Below are 20,132 nucleotides of genomic sequence, written 5' to 3'. Positions count from 1 at the left end.
CTCCGCCCGGCACCCTACCCAGCGGTGCCTGCCGGAGCCCTGTCAGGCCGCCTCGGTCGCGCCGGACGCCGCGGCGGCGGCCAGATCAGCGAGGTCCCGCCGCAGCGCGCGCTCGACCGCCCGGGCCGCCAGCCCACCGAGCAGCAGCGCGACCACCCGGCCGTACGGGGCCGTCGGAACCGACTCCTGCTCGACGGTGACGGCCGTGCGGCCCCGAGGCCGCCGATCGACCGGGCGTAGCGTCCAGGTGATGCGGTAGTCGACCCCGGCGCCCCGGGAGCCGAGCACCAGCCGCCGGGGCGGCTCGGCACCGAGGACGACGAACTCCTCGACCAGCGCCGTGCCGTCGGGTTGGGAACGGGTCTCCCGCCAGGTCGTGCCGGGGCCGAACGGGCCGGGGGTGAGGACCTGCACCGGGCCGGTGAAGCGTCGGGTGCGGACGGTCAGGTCGGTCAGCAGCCGCCAGAGGTCGACGTCGTGCGCCTCCACCAACTCCGTGACCGCCACCGTCGACATGCCACCTCCCGTGGCGTCGACGGTACGCCGAGTGAGCACGGATCGGGGCCCCGGAACGGAATTTCCAGCACCGGGGCCCGATCCGCGGGAACGAACGCCGGTCAGCGACCGAACTGGCCGGCCCGGATCGCGCCGACGAAGGCCGTCCACCCGGGCGGGCTGACCGCCAGCGTGGGGCCGGCCTGGTCCTTCGAGTCGCGTACCCCCACCACGCCCAGGACGTCGACCAGGTTGTCCGCCACCTCCACACAGAGGCCCTGGTCGTTGGAGCGGCTGCTGGTGCGCCAGACCGCGCCCGGGAAATCGTTCATCGTCGTTCACCTTCTGTCGTCGGTACGCCAACCGGCGGCCGGGCCGACCGGAAGGGGCGACCGGCCGGCCCGGCGCGGCATGGCGACGGCATCCGAGACGATCAACGAAGTCGCCGGCCCCCGGATCGCACCATCTGTGCGACCGGGGGCCGGTGATCGAAAAAGTGGGTCAGCGGGCGGCGAGAATCTTCCCGCTCACCTCGCCCAGGGCGATGGTGGTGCCGTCCGGGCCGGGCGCGGTGGCGGTGATGGTCACCGTGTCGCCGTCCTCCAGGAACGTGCGGGTCTCGCCGCCGGCGAACTTCACCGGCTCGGCCCCGCCCCAGGTGAGTTCCAGGAAGGAGCCGACCTGCCCCCGCTCCGGCCCGGAGACGGTGCCCGAGGCGAAGAGGTCGCCGGTGCGCAGCGAGGCGCCGTTGACGGTGAGGTGCGCCAACTGCTGCGCCGGCGTCCAGTACATCGTGGCGAACGGCGGCTCGCTGATCCGCTCGCCGTTCCACTCGATCGACAGCCGCAGGTCGAGCCCGAGGTGCGGCACGTCGCGCAGGTAGTCGGCGACCGGCGGGTCCTGGTCCGGGGCGGGGACGAAGGCGTCGCCCAGCGCGTCCAGCGGGGTCACCCAGGCCGACACCGAGGTGGCGAAGGACTTGCCGAGGAACGGGCCGAGCGGCTGGTACTCCCAGGCCTGGATGTCGCGGGCCGACCAGTCGTTGACGAGCACCACCCCGAAGACGTGGTCGGCGAAGTCGCCGACCGGGACCCGGTCGCCCAGCGCGCTGGGCACGCCGACCACGAAGCCGACCTCGGCCTCGATGTCGAGGCGTACGGACGGGCCGGTGACCGGGCCCTGCGGGGTGGCCCGCTGCCCGCTCGGCCGGACCACCGGGGTGCCGGAGACGACCACCGTGCCGGCGCGGCCGTGGTAGCCGATCGGCAGGTGCTTCCAGTTGGGCAGCAACGGCGGCTGGCCGGGGCGGAAGATCTGGCCCACGTTCGACGCGTGGTGCTCGGACGAGTAGAAGTCGACGTAGTCGGCGACCTCGAACGGCAACACCATCCGGGCCTCGGCCAGCGGCACCAGCAGCGGCTCCACCGCCGGTCGGTGGACGGCGTCGGTGAGCAGCTCGGTCACCCGCTGCCGGACCGACGTCCACTGCGGACGCCCGAGGGCCATGAAGTCGTTCAGGCCGGGCCGGCGCAGCGCCCCGGCGGCCAGCACCAGGCCGGCCTCCTCAGCACCCGCCAGGTCCAGCACGAAGTCACCGATCCGTACGCCGACGCGGGGCTCGCAGTCCCCGTGCCGGAACACCCCGTACGGCAGGTTCGTCACCCCGTACGGCGAACCCTCGGCACCCGTCACCCAGGTCATGCGTCGAAGCCCCCGTTCACCAGCCCCAGCCGGATCAGATCGGTAAGTGGTTCCAGGATGCTGCACGAGCCGAAGCCGATCCACAGCGGGCGCGGGGCGCCCAGCCGGGGCTCGACGGGCTGCACCAGCGGGCGCGGGTCGGTCGCGGTGAGCAGCTCGGCGACCCGGGCCACCCCGGCGCCCCCGGCGGCGGCGAGGGTCGCGGCGAGCACGTTGACGAAGCCGTGGTGGGTGAACCCGGTCTCCGGGTCGAGGTGCCGGACGGCCTGGTGCAGCCCGGCGGTCAGCTTGAACGGCAGGCCCCGGTCCCGGCAGGCGCAGATCACGGCGGCGAGCTCCGCCGGGGTGGGGAACAGCTCGGCGGCCAGCCCACCGGTGCGGAACTTCGCCGCGACCGGCGCCCCGTCGGCCCGCGCGGCGGCCAGCGCGTCCAGCGCCCCCATCAGCCCGAACGTGAGTGGCACCTCGGCGTAGACGGTGTCGAGGGCGGCCGGTCCGGCACCGGCACGGCGGGCCAGTGCCACAAGCGTGGCCAGGCCGGGCAGCGGGTCCTCGCCGCGCTTGGCGACCGCCGCCTCGATCTGGCGCACCCGGATGCGCGGGTCGGCCTCGGCGCGTACCCCGTCGAGCCGGTCGAGCGGCACGTCGCCGATCACGCCGACCGCGATCCGCTCGTCGGCGCCGAGCAGGCCCGCCAGCTCCGGCAGCCGCGTGGCCGGGACCAGGAGCGGGCCGACCAGGTCGGCGTACCAGGAGGTGCGGTGCCGCCGGTGCGCGGCCACGGCGTCGGGCAGCGGCGCGCTGCCGGGCGGGAAGACGGCGGCGTCGTCCACGAGGCCGTCGAGGAACGCGGGCACCTGCGTTGACACGAGACAAGAATGTACGGGACGCTACGAGGAACGGACAACAGTGTCCGATTATCGGACACTGTTGGGCCTTCATCGAACACTGCTGGATCGGTGGACAGGACGAACCGGGAGGCGAGATGCCGTACTACCGCAGCGTCGGCGAGGTGCCGCGCAAGCGCCACACCCAGTTCCGCCAGCCCGACGGCAGCCTCTACGCCGAGGAGCTGATGGGCCAGGAGGGCTTCTCCTCCGACTCGTCCCTGCTCTACCACCGGCACGCGCCGACCGCGATCGTGGCGGCCGAGGAGTTCACCCCGCCGGCGTTCACCCGGGTGCCCAACCTGCCGCTCAAGCCCCGGCACCTGCGCACCCACAAGCTCGACGGCACCGGCGCAGACCCGGTGCTCGGCCGGCGTTACCTGCTCGCCAACGACGACGTGCGGATCGCGTACGTGCTGGCGGACCGCCCGTCCCCGCTGTTCCGGGACGCCACCGGCGACCACTGCCTCTACGTCGAGTCGGGCACCCTGCGGGTCGAGTCGACGTTCGGCGTGCTCGACGCGGGGCCCGGCGACTACGTCGTCATCCCCACCTCGACCATCCACCGGCTGGTGCCCACCGGCGACGCGCCGGTCCGGCTGCTCGCCGTCGAGGCGGCCGGTCACATCGGGCCGCCCAAGCGCTACCTCTCGGTGCGCGGGCAGTTCCTGGAGCACTCCCCGTACTGCGAGCGCGACGTCCGGGGGCCGGACGCGCCCCTGCTCGTCGACGGCGAGGACGTCGAGGTGCTGGTCCGGCACCGGTCCCGGGCGGCACGCCCGGACGGCAGCGGCACGGCCTGGACACGTCACACCTACGCCAACCACCCGTTCGACGTGGTCGGCTGGGACGGCCACCAGTACCCGTGGGCCTTCTCCATCCACGACTTCGAGCCGATCACCGGGCGGATCCACCAGCCGCCGCCCGTGCATCAGACCTTCCAGGGCCCGAACTTCGTGATCTGCTCGTTCGTGCCCCGCAAGGTCGACTACCACCCCGACGCGATCCCGGTGCCGTACAACCACCACAACGTCGACTCCGACGAGATGCTCTTCTACACCGGCGGCAACTACGAGGCCCGGCGCGGCTCCGGCATCGAGCAGGGCTCGATCTCGCTGCACCCGTCCGGCTTCACCCACGGCCCGCAGCCCGGGGCCGCCGAGCGGTCCATCGGCGCCGACTTCTTCGACGAGCTGGCCGTCATGGTGGACACGTTCCGCCCCCTGGACCTCTGCGACGCCGCGGCCGACTGCGAGGACGACGGCTACGCCTGGACCTGGGCGCGCCGCCCCTAGACCGTCGTACGGGACAGCACGGCGATTTCGGCGGCGGCCGCCGTGACGATCGCGAGCACCAGCGGCCACGGCGTGCCGACCAGGGCGTAGAGCAGGATCAGCGCCGGGGCGGCCGCCGCCGCGTAGACGGCCAGCGCCAGGACGCGGTCGGAGCGGAGCAGGCCCGGCAGGATGGTCCGGGACAGGCCCGGCAGCCGGGCGGCGAAGCGCCAGACCACCAGGGCCCCGCCGAGCGCCGCGAACGCCGCCGCGACCCGGGACACCCCGGGGCTGCCCGGGGCCATGCAGGCGATCAGCACCGCCGTGATCATCGTCCAGCCCGCGCCGTAGACCACGAGCTGCCGCAGGCCGAGCGAGATCGTCCGGCCGGAGTCCACCCGGCCGGGGCTCATCGCCGCGGCCTCGGCGAGATGCTCCAGCGCCTCGCTCCAGCGCCGCTGCTCCAGCCTCAGCACCCCGATGTCGTGCCGGGCCTCGGCGAGCTGCGGGTCCAGCCGCAGCGCCTCCCGGTAGGCCCGCTCGGCCAGGTCGAACATCTGCATGTTGGCCGCCACCAGCCCGAGCACCAGGTGTGCCTGCGGGTTCTCGGGGGCCAGCTCCACCCCGCGCCAGGCCGCGTTCAGCGCCGGCTGCCCGTTGCGCGAGCCGGCCAGGATCGCCGCGGCGCTGCTCTGGGCGTACGCGTCGTCGGGCCCCAGCGCCAGGATGCGGTCGGCGGTACGGGCCGACTCGGCGTACTCCTCCAGGTCGGCCAGCGCGAGGGCACGGGCGACCAGCGCCGGCACGCTCTCCGGGGCGGCGGCGACAGCGGCGTCGGCGGCGGTCAGCGCCTCCCTGGGCCGGTCGGCCGCGAGGTGGACCCGGGACAGCATGGTCAGGGCCTCGGCGTTCGCCGGGTCCAGGGCGACGGCGTAGGAGACCTCGGCGGCGGCCTCGTCGTAACGGCCCAACTCGGCGAGGAGCTGGGCGCGCTGGAGGTAGCCGTCGGCGGCGGAGCGGTCGGAGGTGGCGTCGCTGGACATCGCGGCGAGCCTAGGCGGCCGGAGCCTCGTACACCAGGGCCACCGCGATGCCGGTGAGGCCCTCGCCGCGCCCGGGGAAGCCGAGGCCGTCGGTGGTGGCCGCGGAGACCGTGACGGGCGCGCCGACCGCCTCGGAGAGCACCCGCTGGGCCTCCTCGCGGCGTGGCCCGATCTTGGGCCGGTTGCCGACCACCTGCACGGAGACGTTGCCGATCGCGAAGCCGGCGGCCCGTACCCGGCGGGCGCTCTCGGTGAGCAGCGCGACGCCCGACGCGCCGGCCCACTCGGGCTGCCCCACCCCGAAGTTGGCGCCCAGGTCCCCGAGGCCGGCCGCCGAGAGCAGCGCGTTGCAGGCGGCGTGCGCGACCACGTCGGCGTCGGAGTGCCCGGCCAGGCCGTCCTGGTCGGGCCAGTGCAGGCCCGCCACCCAGCACGGCCGGCCCGCCTCGAAGGCGTGCACGTCGGTGCCGATGGCCACCCGGGGAACGATCATGAGAAGAGGGTACGCGTCAGGCGCCCAGAGCCAGCAGGTGCTCCGCCAGCGCCAGGTCGAAGGGGCGGGTGACCTTCAGCGCGTACTCCGAGCCGGGGACGCAGGCCACCGGGACGCCCAGCTTCTCGACCAGGCCGGCGTCGTCGGTGAGCGGGTCACCGGCCGCGGCGTGCGCGGCGGTCAGCACCGCCCGGCGGAAGCCCTGCGGGGTCTGCACCGCCCGCAGGGCCGAGCGGTCGACGGTGCCGAGGACGACCTCGTCGGCGCCGACCTCCTTGATCGTGTCGACCACGGGGAGCACCGGGATCACCGCGTCGTTACCGGCGCGGACGGCCGCCGCGACGGATTCCACCAGGTCGGCCGGGGTCAGCGCCCGGGCGGCGTCGTGCACCAGGACGATCTCCGGGCCGGGCGGCACCGCGGCGAGTGCGGCGGCCACCGACGCCTGCCGCTCGGCGCCGCCGGGCACCACGGTCACGGGAGCGACCGGGGCGAGCAGATCGCGCACCGCCGCCATCTCGGCGGCCGGGGCGGCCACGACGATGGTGTGCACCGATGGTGCCGCGGCAAGCCGGCGGACCGCGTGCACCAGCAGGGGCTCCCCGGCGAGCAGCCGGAGCGCCTTGGGTCGGCCGGGGCCGAGACGTACGCCGGCACCGGCCGCAGGCACGAGGACCGCGACGTCACCGCACGGATTGAGCTGCGCGGTCACGTCGCGGTCCTCGGTGGTTTGTTCGCTACGAATCGGGTACGACGATGCTGTGGGGACTAGGCCTCGGTGAGGACCTTGTCGAGCAGCGTCTCCGCCTCGTCCTTGGTGCTCTTCTCCGCCAGCGCGACCTCGCCGACGAGAATGTCGCGGGCCTTGGCGAGCATGCGCTTCTCACCCGCGGAGAGACCCCGCTCCCGCTCCCGGCGCCACAGGTCGCGGACGACCTCGGCGACCTTCAGCGGGTTACCGGAGGCCAGCTTCTCCAGATTCGCCTTGTAACGCCGCGACCAGTTGGTCGGCTCCTCGGTGTGCGGTGCACGGAGCACGTCGAAGACCTTGCCGAGGCCCTCTTCGCCGACCACCTCGCGCACACCCACGATCTCGGCGTTCTCGGCGGGCACCCGGACCGTCAGGTCACCCTGCGCGACCCTCAGGACGAGGTATTGCTTGGGCTCGCCCTTGATGACCCGAGTCTCGATTGCCTCGATGAGTGCGGCCCCGTGGTGGGGGTAAACAACGGTCTCGCCGACACTGAAAACCATAGGTTCGAAACCCCTTTCGCTGTGTCTAGGGTAACACGCTCAGGCACCGATGTCTCACCGCTGTCCTGACCGTTGGCGCAGCTCAGGGGCCCTGTGAGAGGTATTTCTTCAGCTTGACAGGCCGCCAAACCGATGGTTTGACCACGCTCTGTAACGAGCGGATGACGTCCCGGTACGGGTGACGCGAACGTCGAGATCAAGGGCTATGCGCTCCTCCCATGGTATCCCGTTGGCCGGGTACGCGCCCAGGTGTAGCGGCAGCCGGCCCCCGTGCGGGACGCTGGAAGTCGAGCCGCTGTCCGCTCACCGAGACGTCCTGGGGGTCCGATGGGCAAGCCCGACGCAGACGGCCCCGGGCTCCCCGGCCTGCCGCCGGAGTGGGGCCGGGTGATCGTGCCGGACGACGCCTCCGCCCTGGCGGCCGAGGCCGAGCAACTCCGCCGCGAGTTGCGCGACGTGGTCCGTCCGGCCCGCCCGGCCGGGCGGGGGCGGTCGCCGTTCGCCCTGCCCCTGCTGGTCCTGCTGGTGGCGGTGCTGACCACGGTCGCCGGCCTGGTGGCGGTCACCTGGCCCCGCTCCGGCCGGCCCGAGGCGGAGCCCACCCACACCCCGTACGCGCCACCGGCCGGAGCGAGCGGCCGACCGCTGCCGGCCCTGGACCTGGTCGACGCGGAGCAGTCACCCGTGCCGCTGCGGGGGCTCGTGCCAGCGATGATCATCCTGGTGGACGGCTGTGCCTGCCCGGACGCCGTGGCCTCCGCAGCCGCCCTGGCACCGACCGGCGTGACAGTGGTCACCGTCGCGGGCGCCAGGGCCGTGCCCCTCTCCCCACCGCCCGGCGGCGCGGCGACCGTACGGGCGCTCGCCGACCCGGCCGGCGGGCTGCGCGCGTTCCTGCGCCTGCCGGCCCGGCCGGGCGTCGCCACGGCGCTGCTGGTGGACCGCGCCGGCGTCCTCGTCAGGGTGGTGCCCGAGATCCGCTCCGCCGACGACTACCGCCCCGACCTGTCCCGCCTCGCCGCCTGAAAGGAAGGGCACCTTCCTAACGCATCTCGTTGTAGCGGGGGCCCTTCCTAACACCCGGGCCGGGAGGGAGGTGGGTGCGGGAGGGGCGGCGCCCGCGCGTCAGGGCAGGGCGACCAGCTGCGCCGAGACCCGGATCAGGTCCGCGTTGGCGCTCGCCATCGTGACCTGGAACGGCCCGCCTCTGGCGGTGATCTCCGCCGAGCGGACCGAACCGTCGCAGGCGCTCTTGATCGGCACCGGGGTCCGTACCCCGTCGAACACGATCAGCAGCTCACCGGAGCCGACGCAGCGGTACTGGAACAGGTGGCGGGCGCCCCACCCGGCGGAGGCCTGCTCAACGAGTTTCTCCGTCGAGCCGAGTGCGCCCCGGCTGGTCCAGATGGTGTTGGGGAAACTCGCCAGCTGGCCGCGCCGCGCGTTCGCGTCCAGCCGTTCGTCCACGAGCCGGCGGGCGTCGGCGGGCCCGACGTCGACCCGGCTCGCGTCGCCGCCGCTCGGGTCGGTCCGGATGGTGCCGCCACCCGGGAGGGCCCAGTAGGTGTTGCCGTTGCCCGGGGCGGTCCCGATCACGGACCCGGTCGCCGGGTCGACGACCCACACGCTGGTCGTCCCGTCGGGCTTCGTCGACATCACGACCCGGGCCTCCGGCAAGGCACCGGGCCGGGCCCCGGCCTCCGGCCTCGGGCTCGGCGCGAACTGTGTGACATACGTCGGACCCGACCGCGCCACGGGACCGGTGCTCGGTGCCTCGGCCTGCCACCACCAGCCGCCGCCGAGCAGCACCCCCAGCACCGCCACGGCCAGTACGACGGTGCGCGGCCGGCCGTCGGTGCCGACGCGAATTCCGTGCTCACCGGCCGCCCGCCCGGTCTCCGGCAAGCCTGTCGCCTCGGCGTCCATCGTTCGAGCCTAACCGCACCGGCCGAGTCGATCACGCCTGTCGTTCGAGCAGCGCCGCGTAGAGGGTCAGCCCCGGGCCGAACGCCAGCATCACCACCCGTCGCGGCGGCGACGCGGCCCGGCGCAACCGGTCGAGGATCAACAGCACCGTCGGCGACGAGCAGTTGCCGTGCTCGTCAAGGGTCGCCCGCGACGCCGCCAGCCCCTCCGCCGGCAGGGCCAGCTCCCGTTCGGTCACGTTGAGGATGCGCGGGCCGCCCGGGTGCACCGCCCAGCCGTCCACTTCGGGCAGGGTCGCGCCGTGCCGGGCCAGGAGGCCGTCGACCAGGCCCCGGACGTGGGTGGAGAGCACCTGTGGCACCTTCGGCGACAGTCCCATCCGGAAGCCGGTGTCGGTGACGTCCCAGGTCATGTGGTCGGCCGTCGAGGTGTCCGTGACGGAGGCGACCTCGCGCAGCGCGTACCCCCGGCCACCGGGCACGACCACGGCGGCGACCGCGGCGTCCGAGAAGAGCGCGTGGGAGACGATCTGCTGGGTGTCCACCCGGGCGCTGGAGGGCTGGATGTGCAGGCTGGTCAGCTCCGCGCAGAGCAGCAGCGCGGGCCGGCCCCGGGCGGTGACGAAGTCCCCCGCCGCGCCCAGCCCCGGCAGTGCGGCGTAGCAGCCCATGTGCCCGACGAACATCCGCTGCGTGTCCGGGGCCATGCCCAGGTCCCGGGCGAGCAGGATGTCCAGCCCCGGGGTCGCGTACCCCGTGCACGAGCAGACGACGAAGAGCCCGACGTCCCCGGCGGTCAGGCCGGCGGCGGTCAGCGCCCGGCCCACCGCCTCCTTGCCCAGCGGCAGCGCCTCGACCAGGTAGCGGCGCATCCGTCGCTCGGTCGGCCAGTCGGAGACGTCCTCCAGCAGCGGGTTCACGGCGGCCTGGCGGTAGGTGACCCCCGAGTGGGCGAAGATCCGCTGCGCCAGCGCCCGCGTGCTGCCGGTGAAGTGCTTCGAGAAGAAGCCCTCCCACAACTCGTCCTGCGCGGCCGACGGCGGATGTGCCGTCCCCAGCCCCGCGATCACCGGTACGGCCACCATGCCCACCTCTCGTCCGGCCCTGCGCAGCGGGCGGTCGACACCGCCCCTGGACGGATCCCCCACCCCGCGAGCCCGGCCGGCCGCCACCCCGGCGAACTCCTCACGCTCACCAACGAGGGACCGTTGCGTCGCGGTCCGGGTCGCCGCCCAGCGCGGCGACGCCGAGCCAGTCCGCGCAGACGTCCGACGTCGCCGGGTGCAGCGATCCGCAGCGGGCGTCCCGGTAGAGCCGCTCCAGCGGATGCCCCCGCCGGGTGGCGGACGTGCCGGCCGCCTCCAGCACGGACGCCGCCACGTCGGCGGCGGTGGTGCCGGCGAGGAGCTTGGCCCGCCAGACCCAGCGGTTGGTCTCCGCGTCCCCCGGTGCCTCGTCCACCCGGCGGGCCGCCTCCGCGACGACCAGGTGGGCCGCCGCCACCGCCGCGTCGGCCCGGCCGAGGCGGGACCGGGCCGCCGGCAGGCCGGCGAGGTTGCGGGCGTTCAGGTGCTCGGCCGCCGCGTCGAGGGCCGCCCGGGCCACCCCGACGTAGACGGCGGCGTAGCTGGCCACCAGCCAGTGCGGCATGAGCTGGGCGACGACCAGGGCCAGCCCCTCCACGCCGCCGAGCAGCCGGTCGGCCGGCACGGTCACGTCCAGGTGCAGGTCGTGCGAGGAGGTGGCACGCATGCCGAGCGAGTCCCAGGTCGGCTCGACGGTGAGCCCGTCGCCCGCCGGCACCAGGAACTGGGAGACCACGGACTGGTCGGCGGCGCTGCGGGCGGCCACGAGGTAGCCGTCCGCGTGCCCGGCCCCGGAGCAGAACGTCTTGCTGCCCTTGAGGTGCCAGCCCTCGTCGACCGGCTCGTAGCTGGTGCTGAGCTGGGACAGCCGGGCGCCGGCGCCGCGCTCGCTCATGGCCACGGCGTACCAGGAGCCCTGGGCGGCGGCGGAGAGCAGCCGGTCCCGGGCGGCCAGCGCCTCGGCCGGCACCCCGAGCGCCTCGGCCAGTTCCTCGGTGACCGCGCCGAGCGCGCCGGTGACCGAGGCGTGCATGTTGAAGACCAGGGCGGTCGCGCCGTTGCCCCGGGCCAGCTCGGTGGCGACCGCCGCGTACTCGGCGAAGGTGGCGCCCATCCCGCCGAGCGCGGTGGGGACCATCAGGCCGAAGAGGCCGGCCTCGCGCAGGTCCTGGAAGTCCTCGGCCGGGAACGAGCCGTCGCGGTCGTGCGCCGCCGCCCGGGCGGCCAGCCTCGGTGCCAGACGGCGAGCCGCCTCCAGCGCGTGCAGCGTCATAGAGCCCCCTCTCGGCCCCTCCCCTACCCGGGGACGGGCACCGCTATCCGCTCCGCGTACCACGCCCCTGGTAGAGCACGGCGGTCGACCAGGTCGGCACGATCCGAGGCGCCGGGCCGGCGACCGTCGCCTCCGGACGGTCGGCACCGCGCATCCGCCGGGCCAGCCATCCGAGCAGGCCGGGCACGCCCGGCCGGATGCCGCGCAGCCGCAGCCCGACGCCGTGCCGGGCGCACTCGGCGACCAGCGCCCGGGCGTCCACGAACAACCGTGGATCGTGGATGCCCTTCGGCACGGTGGGCAGCCGCTCGGCGATCCGGACGGCGAGCAGCCGGCTCAGCGCCGTGTCGTTCAACGTGTCCAGGACGAGCAGGCCACCGGGCCGGAGCAGGCGACACGCCTCGGCCACCGCCCGCCGCCAGTCCGGCACGTGCTCCAGCAGCTCACCCGCCGCCACCACGTCGGCACACCCGTCGGCCAGCGGGACCGCGGTGGCGTCGCCGTTGACGGCGGCCACCCCGTGGGCGGCGGCCTGCGCCAGGGCCGACCGGGTGAGGTCGACGCCGACGTGCCGGTAGCCCTTGCCGGCCAGGTGCGGCGCGAGCAGCCCGGCGCCGCAGCCGAGGTCGACCAGGAGGGCGTCGGGGCGGGACGCGGGCGGCACCAGCGCCGCGCGGGCCTCGGCGAGCCAGTGCAGCATCGCGAACGCACCGTCCGGCCGCCACCACTCGCCGGCCAGGTCGTCGTACTGGCGCGGATCGTTGCGCGGCAGGGTGCGGCCCGCGTCTGGCATGGACCGAGCGTGGCACGACTGCCCGGTAACGACCAGACTTTCCCTATGTCGCCAACGGTGCTAGGGCTGGTCAGGGCGAGCCACCCGGAGCCGGCCGCCGCGGTCACCACGGTGGCCGGGCTGCTGGCGTGGGGCGTCGGGCACCGGCCGGCCGGGGTCCTCGCCGTGGTGCTCACCGTGGCGGCCAGTCAGCTCGCCGTCGGCTGGGCCAACGACGCGCTCGACGCCGACCGGGACGCCACGGTGGGGCGTACCGACAAACCGGTCGCCGCCGGCACGGTCGGCCGGCGCGCCACCGCCGTGGCCGCGACGGTGGCCGCGCTCGGCACCCCGGCGCTGGCGCTGACCACCGGCCCGGCCGCCGCGCTCTGCGCCACCCTCGGGCTGGTCTCCGCGCTGCTCTACGACTGGCCGCTGAAGTCGACACCGGTCTCGGTGCTGCCCTACGCCGCCTCCTTCGGTGCGCTGCCCGCCTTCGTCGTGCTGGCGCTGCCCGGTCCGGTGCTCCCGCCGGTCTGGCTGGTCGCCGCCGCGGCCTGCCTGGGCGCCGGGGCGCACTTCGCCAACGTCCTGCCCGACCTCGCCGACGACGCCCGGACGGGGGTGCGCGGGCTGCCGCACCGGCTCGGTCCGGCCGGCAGCCGCGCCGCCGCCGCGCTGCTGCTGCTCGCGGCGACCGCCACGCTGGTCCTCGGGCCGCCCGGGCCGCCGTCGGGCGTCGGCGTCGCGGCGGTGGCGACCGCCGTCGTGGTGCCGCCGCTGAGCTGGTACGGCGAGCGCGCCGCCGACCGGCCCGGAAGGCGACCCGTGGCCGCCTTCCGGGCCGTGCTGCTGATCGCCCTCATCGACGTCGCCCTACTGGTCACCAGCGGTCGGCTGGTCTGAGTCGCGCCCTCGGGGAGTGGCATCTCCGGGTCGGCGTGCGGGGGTGGATCAGGCCCAACTACCCTGGAGCGCGGTCTGCGCGGGCATGGCCACCACACCTGGCGTGAGCACCGGGTGCGATCGTGACGAGGAGGACCGACGTGACGCGCTCGATCAGGGGTTCCCGGCGGGCGGCCCTGCTGCTGACCGGGATGGCCGCGGCGACCGGGCTGCTGCTGTCCGGCTGCGGCGCCGGCCAGGTCTCCGAGACCGCCAGCAAGGAGCCGTCGGTCCAGGGCGTCAACCTGAACGTCACCCTGCCGGCCGGCGAAGGTTCCTACGCGGTCCGCGGCCTGCTGGTCGAGTTCCCCGGCCCCGAGGGCTACAAGGCGGGTGCCGACGCCGTCCTGAACGCCGTGATCTACAACGACTCGCGGAAGTCGGTCACCGTGACCGTGACCACCGACAGCGCCCGCGAGGTGGTGATCACCGGTACCGGCGCCTCGGCCAGCCCGTCCGCGTCCCCGAGCGAGTCCCCGTCCGGGTCGCCGTCGCCCGAGCCGTCCGGGTCGCCGTCCGCCGAGTCGCCTTCGCCCGATTCGTCCGAGTCGCCGTCGGTCAGCCCGGGTGCCCCCGAGAGCCCGGCGGCCCCCGAGAGCCCGGCGCCCGCTGGCGAGCCGGCCCGGATCGAGATCCCGCCGCTGAGCTACGTGCGGCTCAACGCCCAGTCGGACCGGGTCCTCAAGCTCATCGGCCTGAACGAGGCGCTGCGCTCCGGCCAGAACGTCTTCCTGACCTTCGACTTCGGCAACGGCGAGACGGTCACCGGCCCGGCGCCGGTCGCCGTGCCGCTCACCCCGGCCGCGCCCCCGTCGCAGATCGTGGAGCGCCTGGGCGGCTACGACGAGAACGAGGGCGGCGGCCACTGACCTCCGCCCCGCTGTTTTCCGACGACACCGTCGGCGTGGTGACCGCCACGCCGACGGTGTCTTCGTCGTACCTGGGGACTAACGTCCCAATGTGACCACCTCCCGATCGACCTCCTCCCGCGTCGGCGCGGCCGGCGGGCGCGGCCGCTCGTCCGCACGCGAGCCCCGGCCGGCCTACGAGTGCGACGCCTGCGGGCACCAGCCGCCGAAGTGGGTCGGGCGCTGCCCGGAGTGCGGCGAGTGGGGTTCGGTGGTCGAGTGCACGGTCACCGGCCCGACGGTCTCGGGAAAGGTGGTCAGCTCCCGGATGCCGGCCGAGCCGGCCCGGCCGATCGCCACCATCAGCGCCGCTCCGGCCCGGGCCCGGCCCACCGGGGTCAGCGAGCTCGACCGGGTCCTCGGCGGCGGCCTGGTCCCCGGGGCGGTGGTGCTGCTCGCCGGTGAGCCGGGCGTCGGCAAGTCCACCCTCCTGCTCGACGTGGCCCAGCAGTGGGCCGCCGGTGCCGGCAGCCCCTCGCTGGTGGTCAGCGGCGAGGAGTCGGTCAGCCAGGTCCGGCTGCGCGCGGAGCGGATGGGCGCCCTGCACGACCAGCTCTACCTCGCGGCCGAGAGCGACCTGGCCGCGGTGCTCGGTCACCTCGACGCGGTCAAGCCGGGCCTGCTGGTGCTCGACTCGGTGCAGACCATCTCCACCAGCAACGCCGAGGGGGTGTCGGGCGGGGTGACCCAGGTGCGGGCCGTCACCGCCGCCCTCGTCTCGGTGGCCAAGGAGCGCGGCATCGCCACCGTGCTGGTCGGCCACGTCACCAAGGACGGCCAGGTCGCCGGCCCCCGGGTGCTGGAGCACCTGGTCGACGTGGTGCTCCATTTCGAGGGCGACAAGCACTCCTCGCTGCGCATGGTGCGGGGCGTGAAGAACCGGTTCGGCGCGGCCGACGAGGTGGGCTGCTTCGAGATGCACGAGGGCGGCATCAGCAGTCTGGCCGACCCGTCCGGGCTCTTCCTGACCCGCTACTCGGAGCCGGTGCCCGGCACCTGCGTCACGGTGGCGATGGAGGGCCGCCGGGCCCTGGTCACCGAGGTGCAGGCGCTGATCGGCGCGACGGTGGCCGGTTCGCCCCGACGGACGGTCTCGGGGCTCGACTCGGCCCGCCTCGCGATGGTGCTGGCCGTGCTCCAGCGACGCACCGAGCGGCTGACCCTGCACGACCGGGAGGTCTTCGCGGCCACCGTCGGCGGCATCCGGGTGGTGGAGCCCGCAGCCGACCTCGCCGTCGCCCTCGCTGTCGCCTCCGGCGGCCTCAACCTGGCCATCGCGCCGCACCTGGTGGCGATCGGCGAGGTCGGCCTCACCGGCGAGGTGCGCCGCGTCGGCGCGGTGCCGCGCCGGCTGGCCGAGGCGGCCCGGCTCGGCTTCCGGCTCGCGCTGGTGCCGACGGGCTGCGGCCCCGACAACACCGGCGTCACCCCGGAGCACATGCGGGTGATCGAGGTGACCGACGTGCGGTCGGCACTCCAGGCCGTCGCCCGGGCATCGGCGGAGTGACCGTCAGTGACGGCCGACCGGACGTCCTGCCCGATACCGGACAGGCCGGACGCCGGCCCACGCTCCGGGCGAGGCGGGGCATCGTGACACATCACAGTAACCACGACAGCACCCACCGCAGGGCAGTCCGTAGACTGTGCCCGTGCCGATCGACCGCGACACCACCAAGCCTGCCGGCGCGACGCCCCACGCCCGCACCGGTGCCGTGGGCTCGCCCGCCCGCCCGATCAGCGTGAGCGTGACCGGCGGCGCCGGGGGCGCCGGCGACCCGTTGCGGGCGAACCTCGCCCTGATGGCCCCGGGCACCGCGCTGCGCGACGGTCTCGAGCGCATCCTGCGCGGGCGCACGGGCGCCCTGATCGTCCTCGGCTACGACAAGGTCGTCGAGGGTCTCTGCACCGGCGGGTTCCCGCTCGACGTCGAGTTCTCCGCCACCCGGGTCCGCGAGCTGTGCAAGATGGACGGCGCGGTCGTGCTCTCCAGCGACGGCACCCGCATCGTGCGGGCCGCCGTGCACCTGATGCCCGACCCCACCATCCCGACGGAGGAGTCCGGCACCCGGCACCGCACCGCGGAGCGGGTCGCCCGGCAGACGGGTTACCCGGTCATCTCGGTCAGCCAGTCGATGCGGATCATCAGCCTCTACGTCAACGGCCAGCGCCACGTGCTGGACGACTCGGCAGCCATCCTGTCCCGCGCCAACCAGGCGCTCGCCACGCTGGAGCGCTACAAGCTCCGCCTCGACGAGGTCTCCGGCACCCTCTCCGCCCTGGAGATCGAGGATCTCGTCACCGTGCGGGACGCGGTCGCTGTGGTGCAGCGGCTGGAGATGGTCCGCCGGATCGCCGACGAGATCGCCGGCTACGTGGTGGAGCTGGGCACCGACGGTCGCCTGCTGGCCCTCCAGCTCGACGAGCTGATGGCCGGCGTCGACGCCGACCGCACCCTGGTGATCCGGGACTACCTGCCGGCGGGCCGGAAGTCCCGCACCCTCGACGAGGCGCTGGTCGAGCTGGATCTGCTCGGCGCGACCGAGCTGATCGACCTGGTCTCGGTGGCCAAGGCGATCGGCTACCCGGCCGCGTCCGACGCGCTCGACGCCGCGGTCAGCCCGCGCGGCTTCCGGCTGCTGGCCAAGGTGCCTCGGCTGCCGGTGACCGTGGTCGACCGCCTCGTCGTGCACTTCGGCAGTCTCCAGCGCCTGCTCGGCGCCACGGTAGAGGACCTGCAGGCCGTCGAGGGGGTCGGCGACGCCCGGGCCCGCAGCGTACGCGAGGGGCTGTCCCGGCTCGCCGAGGCGTCCATTCTCGAACGCTACGTCTGACCCGCCGGAAGGCTGCCCGGCGAGCCGGCCCGTGGTCGCCCGTGGTCGCTCAGCCGCCGGTGACGGTGAGCTTGACCGGCTCGCTGTGCTTGGTGCCGACCCGGGCGAAGAGCTGGTAGGTCCCGGCCGGCGGGTGCGGACCCGCCGCCACCCCGTTGGCGCACCTGCTGCTGTCGCGGCCGTTCCAGCCCACCTGGTAGGAGCGTTCGAAGCCCGGCGTGAAGGACTGCGGGTCGGAGCCCTTGCCGGTGCCACAGGTGTCGGACGACCAGACCTTCTCGGCCCCCGACTTGATGTACAGCTCCTGCTCGTCGGCGCCGACGTCCCTGCTGCACGTCCGCTCGGACCGATTCTTGATCTTGAGATGGAGATCCACCACGGCACCCCGGACCACCGAGGCGGGCTGGGCCACCGGCGTGACCGTGATCTCGGCGTCGGCGCAGGTGCCGTCGTCGCCGGCCGGCACGACGGGCGCCGGCGGCGCGTCGGTGGTGGCGCCGCCCGACGGGTCGGTGGTAGCGCCGCCCGACGGGTCGGTAACACCCGGCCCGCCGGCCGCACCCGGCGAGGGCCCTCCCGTCCCAGGGGTGAGCACCGAACCGGTGGGCTCCGGCGTGGCATCGGACGACGTCGCGCCCGGCGTGGGCTGGGCACTGCCGCCCCTGCCGCCGGTCCGGTCCGACCCGGTGCACGAATAGAGCAGGACAATCAGGAAGAGAAGACCCGCTCCGAGTACGACGGCGCGACGCCGCCAGTACACGGCGGGTGGCAGGGGGCCGACCGTCAGACGCATGATGCCCCCACCGTAGCGGCGCCGGGCACGGCAGACCGACACGACGCGCCGAGCCGCCGGCAGCTCGCCGCCGAGTCCCTCCACATGCGACGACCACATCCGCCGACCGTGCCCCGGCGGCGACGCTGGGTGGCCGCCCAGCCCCCGTTCAGAGGTACACCTTGCGCTGGTAGATGGCGTGGGCGCCGGCCACCCGGTCCAGGAAGAGCAGGCCGGCGCAGTGGTCGATCTCGTGCTGGAGGGCCCGCGCCTCGAACCCGTCCGTCACCAGCCGTACGGGCGTGCCGGTGCCGGGCAACAGGCCCTCCACCACGACCCGGCTCGCCCGCTTGACGTCCCCGGTCAGGTCCGGCACCGACATGCACCCCTCGCGGGCGACCTTCCACCGGCTCGCCTCGACGACCCGCGCGTTGCAGAGCGCGAAGACGCCGTGCACGGTGACCGCCTTCGGGTGGCCCGTCACGTCCACCGCGAAGACCCGTGCGGCCACGCCGATCTGCGGGGCGGCCAGCCCGACGCAGCCCGGCGACACCCGCATCGTGGCGATCAGGTCGGCGGCCAGCCGTACGGTCTCCTCGGCGGTCGGGTCCACCTCGCCGCCGACGTAGGTGAGCACCTGCTCCGGGGCGGACACCACCGGCCGCACCTCGCCCGGCACCCCCAGGGACTCCGGGGTCCAGGCGCCGAGGCCCGCGTACGCCTCGGTCTCCGGGTCGCGGCCGTCGGCTGTCACAGCACGTCCGGATCCGCCGGCCGGAGGTTCACTCCGACGCCCAGCTCCGACGCCGTCGCCGCCAGCCGCTCGGCCAGCCCGTCGGCCACCCCGGGCGGCAGCTCCACCTCGGCCACGACGACGTAGAGCGAACCGGCCAGCCGGGTGCTCAGGTCGGTGACGTTACCGCCGGCGTCGGCCAGCACCCGGGTCACGGCCGCCACGATGCCCATCCGGTCCGCACCGTGCACCGCCAACACGTACGGCTCGCCGGCGGGAGCCGTCTCGCCGTCCGGGGTGACCGCGCGTACGGTGGCCAGTAGCTGGCCGTCGGCGGAGAGCGGCGCCAGCGCGGCCTCGACATCGGCGGCGGACGGCCCCACACAGATCAGGGTCATCGCGAAGTGCCCCCGCAGCCTCGTCATCGTGCTGTCGGTGAGGTTCGCGCCGAGCCGGGCGAGCAGCTCGGCGACGTCGGCCACGATGCCCGGCCGGTCCCGGCCGATGACGGTGATCGCGAGCTCGTTCATCCGGGCATTCTGCCCGATCCGTCCGCCGCCGCCGCGACGCCCCACCGGAGCCGCCCAGCCAGCGGGACGGCACGGCGGCACGCGGGCGCGGCACCGGACGCCCGCGCCGCCGGGACACCCGGCGCGTGGCATCATCGGCGACGCGATGTCTGAGCACACTTTCGCCACCCGGGTCAGCCGGTGGTACGAGGAGAACGCCCGCGACCTGCCCTGGCGCGACCCCGACGTGAGCCCGTGGGCGATCCTGGTCAGCGAGGTCATGCTCCAGCAGACACCGGTCGTGCGGGTGCTGCCCGCGTGGGAGGCGTGGCTGGAGCGCTGGCCGGATCCCGCGGCGCTGGCGGCGGACAGCCCGGCCGAGGCCATCCGGATGTGGGGACGGCTCGGCTATCCGCGTCGGGCGGTACGGCTGCGGGACTGCGCGGTGGCGATCGTCGAGCGGCACGGCGGCCAGGTCCCGGACCGCCTGGACCAGTTGCTGGCGCTGCCGGGCGTCGGCACGTACACGGCGCGGGCGGTGGCCGCGTTCGCGTACGGCCAGCGTCATCCGGTGGTCGACACCAACGTGCGGCGGGTGGTCTGCCGGGCCATCGCCGGCGAGCCGGACGCCGGCCCGGCGACCCGCCCGGCCGACCTGGTCGCCACCGAGGAACTGTTGCCCGTCGAGCCGGCCGCCGCCGCCCTGGCCAGCGCGGCCTTCATGGAGCTGGGCGCGGTGATCTGCACCGCCCGGTCGCCCCGCTGCGGGGACTGCCCCGTCGAGTCGGTCTGCGCCTGGCGCGCGTCCGGCCGGGAGGCCCCCGCCGGTCCCACGCGCCGCCCCCAGCGGTACGCCGGCACCGACCGCCAGGTACGCGGGCTGCTGCTCGGTGTGCTGCGGGAAACGGCCGGCCCGGTGCCGCACCAACGCCTCGACCAGGTGTGGGCCGACGACGTCCAGCGGACCCGGGCCCTCGCCGGGCTGGTGCGGGACGGTCTCGTGGAGCCGGTCGGCCACTCCTCGTTCCGCCTCGTCGGCGACGGCCCGCCGGTCCCCGTGGGTTGACACCTGCCCACAGCGAAAGGAAGGGCCCCTTGCCAACGCTATGCGTTGGCAAGGGGCCCTTCCTTCTGTTCGGTCAGGAGGTGTAGCCGCGGGTGGCGATCCAGTCGGCGAGGTTGTCGACGCTCATCCGGTAGGAGGCCTGGTTCGGGTCCGCGGAGTCGGCGAT

22 protein-coding genes and 1 pseudogene are annotated in these 20,132 nt (G+C 74.7%); 7 read left to right on the top strand and 16 right to left on the bottom strand.

What is annotated here, in order from left to right:
• Positions 1 to 42: 42 nt before the first annotated feature.
• From ABZ809_RS30190 to ABZ809_RS30175, 4 genes are all read right to left on the bottom strand, one after another.
• The gene (locus tag ABZ809_RS30190; RefSeq protein ID WP_357566015.1) at positions 43 to 516 is read right to left on the bottom strand and encodes an SRPBCC family protein; all 474 of its coding nucleotides are present in this window, start codon (positions 514 to 516) and stop codon (positions 43 to 45) included.
• A gap of 101 nt (positions 517 to 617) precedes the next feature.
• Positions 618 to 827, bottom strand: a complete 210-nt coding sequence (locus ABZ809_RS30185; protein ID WP_357566014.1) for a DUF397 domain-containing protein — start codon at positions 825 to 827, stop codon at positions 618 to 620.
• Between the two features lie 169 nt (positions 828 to 996).
• Positions 997 to 2,196, bottom strand: coding sequence for a fumarylacetoacetase (gene fahA, locus ABZ809_RS30180; protein WP_357566013.1), 1,200 nt, complete (start codon positions 2,194 to 2,196; stop codon positions 997 to 999).
• Positions 2,193 to 3,065, bottom strand: coding sequence for a hypothetical protein (locus ABZ809_RS30175; protein WP_357566012.1), 873 nt, complete (start codon positions 3,063 to 3,065; stop codon positions 2,193 to 2,195). Before ABZ809_RS30175 ends, fahA begins: the two co-directional genes overlap by 4 nt.
• Positions 3,066 to 3,181: 116 nt before the next feature.
• Between ABZ809_RS30175 and ABZ809_RS30170 the strand changes: the two genes are divergently transcribed.
• The gene (locus tag ABZ809_RS30170) at positions 3,182 to 4,378 is read left to right on the top strand and encodes a cupin domain-containing protein (protein ID WP_357566011.1); all 1,197 of its coding nucleotides are present in this window, start codon (positions 3,182 to 3,184) and stop codon (positions 4,376 to 4,378) included.
• On the opposite strand, the gene ABZ809_RS30165 is transcribed toward ABZ809_RS30170, so the two are convergent.
• The 4 genes from ABZ809_RS30165 to ABZ809_RS30150 are packed head-to-tail and all read right to left on the bottom strand — an operon-like array spanning position 4,375 to position 7,147.
• The gene (locus ABZ809_RS30165; RefSeq protein ID WP_357566010.1) at positions 4,375 to 5,400 is read right to left on the bottom strand and encodes a tetratricopeptide repeat protein; all 1,026 of its coding nucleotides are present in this window, start codon (positions 5,398 to 5,400) and stop codon (positions 4,375 to 4,377) included. The two genes, ABZ809_RS30170 and ABZ809_RS30165, sit on opposite strands and share 4 nt — an antisense overlap.
• 10 nt (positions 5,401 to 5,410) lie before the next feature.
• On the bottom strand, positions 5,411 to 5,893 hold the full coding sequence (gene ispF / locus ABZ809_RS30160; RefSeq protein ID WP_357566009.1) for a 2-C-methyl-D-erythritol 2,4-cyclodiphosphate synthase: 483 nt from the start codon (positions 5,891 to 5,893) through the stop codon (positions 5,411 to 5,413).
• A gap of 16 nt (positions 5,894 to 5,909) precedes the next feature.
• A complete protein-coding gene (ispD, locus tag ABZ809_RS30155) occupies positions 5,910 to 6,605 on the bottom strand; it encodes a 2-C-methyl-D-erythritol 4-phosphate cytidylyltransferase (protein WP_357566008.1) in 696 nt (231 codons plus the stop codon).
• 56 nt (positions 6,606 to 6,661) lie between these two features.
• Entirely contained in the window at positions 6,662 to 7,147 is a 486-nt protein-coding gene (locus tag ABZ809_RS30150) for a CarD family transcriptional regulator (protein WP_007073334.1), read from the bottom strand.
• 327 nt (positions 7,148 to 7,474) lie between these two features.
• Between ABZ809_RS30150 and ABZ809_RS30145 the strand changes: the two genes are divergently transcribed.
• A complete protein-coding gene (locus ABZ809_RS30145) occupies positions 7,475 to 8,173 on the top strand; it encodes a hypothetical protein (protein WP_357566007.1) in 699 nt (232 codons plus the stop codon).
• A 99-nt stretch (positions 8,174 to 8,272) separates the two neighbouring features.
• Here ABZ809_RS30145 and ABZ809_RS30140 read toward each other — a convergent pair whose 3' ends face one another.
• The 4 genes from ABZ809_RS30140 to ABZ809_RS30125 form a co-directional block, all read right to left on the bottom strand.
• Positions 8,273 to 9,073, bottom strand: coding sequence for a hypothetical protein (locus ABZ809_RS30140; protein WP_357566006.1), 801 nt, complete (start codon positions 9,071 to 9,073; stop codon positions 8,273 to 8,275).
• Between the two features lie 31 nt (positions 9,074 to 9,104).
• Positions 9,105 to 10,163 carry a type III polyketide synthase gene (locus tag ABZ809_RS30135; protein WP_357566049.1) on the bottom strand — a complete coding sequence of 353 codons (1,059 nt, stop codon included), beginning with the start codon at positions 10,161 to 10,163 and terminating at the stop codon, positions 9,105 to 9,107.
• Positions 10,164 to 10,263: 100 nt separating this feature from the next.
• Positions 10,264 to 11,430, bottom strand: coding sequence for an acyl-CoA dehydrogenase family protein (locus ABZ809_RS30130; protein ID WP_357566004.1), 1,167 nt, complete (start codon positions 11,428 to 11,430; stop codon positions 10,264 to 10,266).
• A gap of 43 nt (positions 11,431 to 11,473) precedes the next feature.
• Positions 11,474 to 12,223, bottom strand: coding sequence for a methyltransferase domain-containing protein (locus tag ABZ809_RS30125; RefSeq protein ID WP_357566003.1), 750 nt, complete (start codon positions 12,221 to 12,223; stop codon positions 11,474 to 11,476).
• 45 nt (positions 12,224 to 12,268) lie between these two features.
• On the opposite strand from ABZ809_RS30125, the gene ABZ809_RS30120 reads away from it, so the two are divergent.
• The 4 genes from ABZ809_RS30120 (at position 12,269) to disA (ending at position 16,886) form a co-directional block, all read left to right on the top strand.
• Positions 12,269 to 13,108, top strand: a complete 840-nt coding sequence (locus tag ABZ809_RS30120) for a UbiA family prenyltransferase (RefSeq protein WP_357566001.1) — start codon at positions 12,269 to 12,271, stop codon at positions 13,106 to 13,108.
• Positions 13,109 to 13,248: 140 nt separating this feature from the next.
• Positions 13,249 to 14,016: a hypothetical protein gene (locus tag ABZ809_RS30115; RefSeq protein WP_357566000.1), complete on the top strand. Its 768-nt coding sequence runs from the start codon at positions 13,249 to 13,251 to the stop codon at positions 14,014 to 14,016.
• Between the two features lie 91 nt (positions 14,017 to 14,107).
• Entirely contained in the window at positions 14,108 to 15,562 is a 1,455-nt protein-coding gene (radA, locus tag ABZ809_RS30110) for a DNA repair protein RadA (protein ID WP_357565999.1), read from the top strand.
• 142 nt (positions 15,563 to 15,704) lie between these two features.
• Positions 15,705 to 16,886, top strand: coding sequence for a DNA integrity scanning diadenylate cyclase DisA (gene disA, locus ABZ809_RS30105; RefSeq protein ID WP_357565998.1), 1,182 nt, complete (start codon positions 15,705 to 15,707; stop codon positions 16,884 to 16,886).
• 49 nt (positions 16,887 to 16,935) lie between these two features.
• Here disA and ABZ809_RS30100 read toward each other — a convergent pair whose 3' ends face one another.
• The 3 genes from ABZ809_RS30100 to ABZ809_RS30090 all read right to left on the bottom strand — a co-directional run bounded on the left by ABZ809_RS30100 (position 16,936) and on the right by ABZ809_RS30090 (position 18,921).
• On the bottom strand, positions 16,936 to 17,679 hold the full coding sequence (locus tag ABZ809_RS30100) for a hypothetical protein (protein WP_357565997.1): 744 nt from the start codon (positions 17,677 to 17,679) through the stop codon (positions 16,936 to 16,938).
• A gap of 148 nt (positions 17,680 to 17,827) precedes the next feature.
• On the bottom strand, positions 17,828 to 18,412 hold the full coding sequence (locus ABZ809_RS30095) for a peptide deformylase (RefSeq protein WP_357565996.1): 585 nt from the start codon (positions 18,410 to 18,412) through the stop codon (positions 17,828 to 17,830).
• Positions 18,409 to 18,921 carry an ACT domain-containing protein gene (locus ABZ809_RS30090; RefSeq protein ID WP_357565995.1) on the bottom strand — a complete coding sequence of 171 codons (513 nt, stop codon included), beginning with the start codon at positions 18,919 to 18,921 and terminating at the stop codon, positions 18,409 to 18,411. The genes ABZ809_RS30095 and ABZ809_RS30090 overlap by 4 nt, the downstream gene beginning before the upstream one ends.
• A gap of 145 nt (positions 18,922 to 19,066) precedes the next feature.
• On the opposite strand from ABZ809_RS30090, the gene ABZ809_RS30085 reads away from it, so the two are divergent.
• A complete protein-coding gene (locus ABZ809_RS30085; protein ID WP_357565994.1) occupies positions 19,067 to 19,966 on the top strand; it encodes an A/G-specific adenine glycosylase in 900 nt (299 codons plus the stop codon).
• A gap of 73 nt (positions 19,967 to 20,039) precedes the next feature.
• On the opposite strand, the pseudogene ABZ809_RS30080 reads toward ABZ809_RS30085, so the two are convergent.
• Positions 20,040 to 20,132, bottom strand: a pseudogene (locus tag ABZ809_RS30080) (phytochelatin synthase); the annotation flags it as partial.

The organism is Micromonospora sp. NPDC047074 (genome assembly GCF_040643815.1).
In the GTDB taxonomy this organism is placed as follows: Bacteria; Actinomycetota; Actinomycetes; order Mycobacteriales; family Micromonosporaceae; genus Micromonospora.
Note: the sequence above shows the minus strand (reverse complement) of the source record. Positions and strands in the feature narration are given on the sequence as shown.

What these genes read in the sequence shown, in the direction of transcription:
- ABZ809_RS30190 (WP_357566015.1), bottom strand. Translation starts at nt 516, where the DNA reads ATGTCGACGGTGGCGGTCACGGAGTTGGTGGAGGCGCACGACGTCGAC.
- ABZ809_RS30130 (WP_357566004.1), bottom strand. Translation starts at nt 11,430, where the DNA reads ATGACGCTGCACGCGCTGGAGGCGGCTCGCCGTCTGGCACCGAGGCTG.
- ABZ809_RS30100 (WP_357565997.1), bottom strand. Translation starts at nt 17,679, where the DNA reads ATGCGTCTGACGGTCGGCCCCCTGCCACCCGCCGTGTACTGGCGGCGT.
- ABZ809_RS30125 (WP_357566003.1), bottom strand. Translation starts at nt 12,223, where the DNA reads ATGCCAGACGCGGGCCGCACCCTGCCGCGCAACGATCCGCGCCAGTAC.
- ABZ809_RS30140 (WP_357566006.1), bottom strand. Translation starts at nt 9,073, where the DNA reads ATGGACGCCGAGGCGACAGGCTTGCCGGAGACCGGGCGGGCGGCCGGT.
- ABZ809_RS30185 (WP_357566014.1), bottom strand. Translation starts at nt 827, where the DNA reads ATGAACGATTTCCCGGGCGCGGTCTGGCGCACCAGCAGCCGCTCCAAC.
- ABZ809_RS30165 (WP_357566010.1), bottom strand. Translation starts at nt 5,400, where the DNA reads ATGTCCAGCGACGCCACCTCCGACCGCTCCGCCGCCGACGGCTACCTC.
- ispF (WP_357566009.1), bottom strand. Translation starts at nt 5,893, where the DNA reads ATGATCGTTCCCCGGGTGGCCATCGGCACCGACGTGCACGCCTTCGAG.
- ABZ809_RS30170 (WP_357566011.1), top strand. Translation starts at nt 3,182, where the DNA reads ATGCCGTACTACCGCAGCGTCGGCGAGGTGCCGCGCAAGCGCCACACC.
- ABZ809_RS30090 (WP_357565995.1), bottom strand. Translation starts at nt 18,921, where the DNA reads ATGAACGAGCTCGCGATCACCGTCATCGGCCGGGACCGGCCGGGCATC.
- ABZ809_RS30145 (WP_357566007.1), top strand. Translation starts at nt 7,475, where the DNA reads ATGGGCAAGCCCGACGCAGACGGCCCCGGGCTCCCCGGCCTGCCGCCG.
- ABZ809_RS30085 (WP_357565994.1), top strand. Translation starts at nt 19,067, where the DNA reads ATGTCTGAGCACACTTTCGCCACCCGGGTCAGCCGGTGGTACGAGGAG.
- fahA (WP_357566013.1), bottom strand. Translation starts at nt 2,196, where the DNA reads ATGACCTGGGTGACGGGTGCCGAGGGTTCGCCGTACGGGGTGACGAAC.
- ABZ809_RS30120 (WP_357566001.1), top strand. Translation starts at nt 12,269, where the DNA reads ATGTCGCCAACGGTGCTAGGGCTGGTCAGGGCGAGCCACCCGGAGCCG.
- ABZ809_RS30150 (WP_007073334.1), bottom strand. Translation starts at nt 7,147, where the DNA reads ATGGTTTTCAGTGTCGGCGAGACCGTTGTTTACCCCCACCACGGGGCC.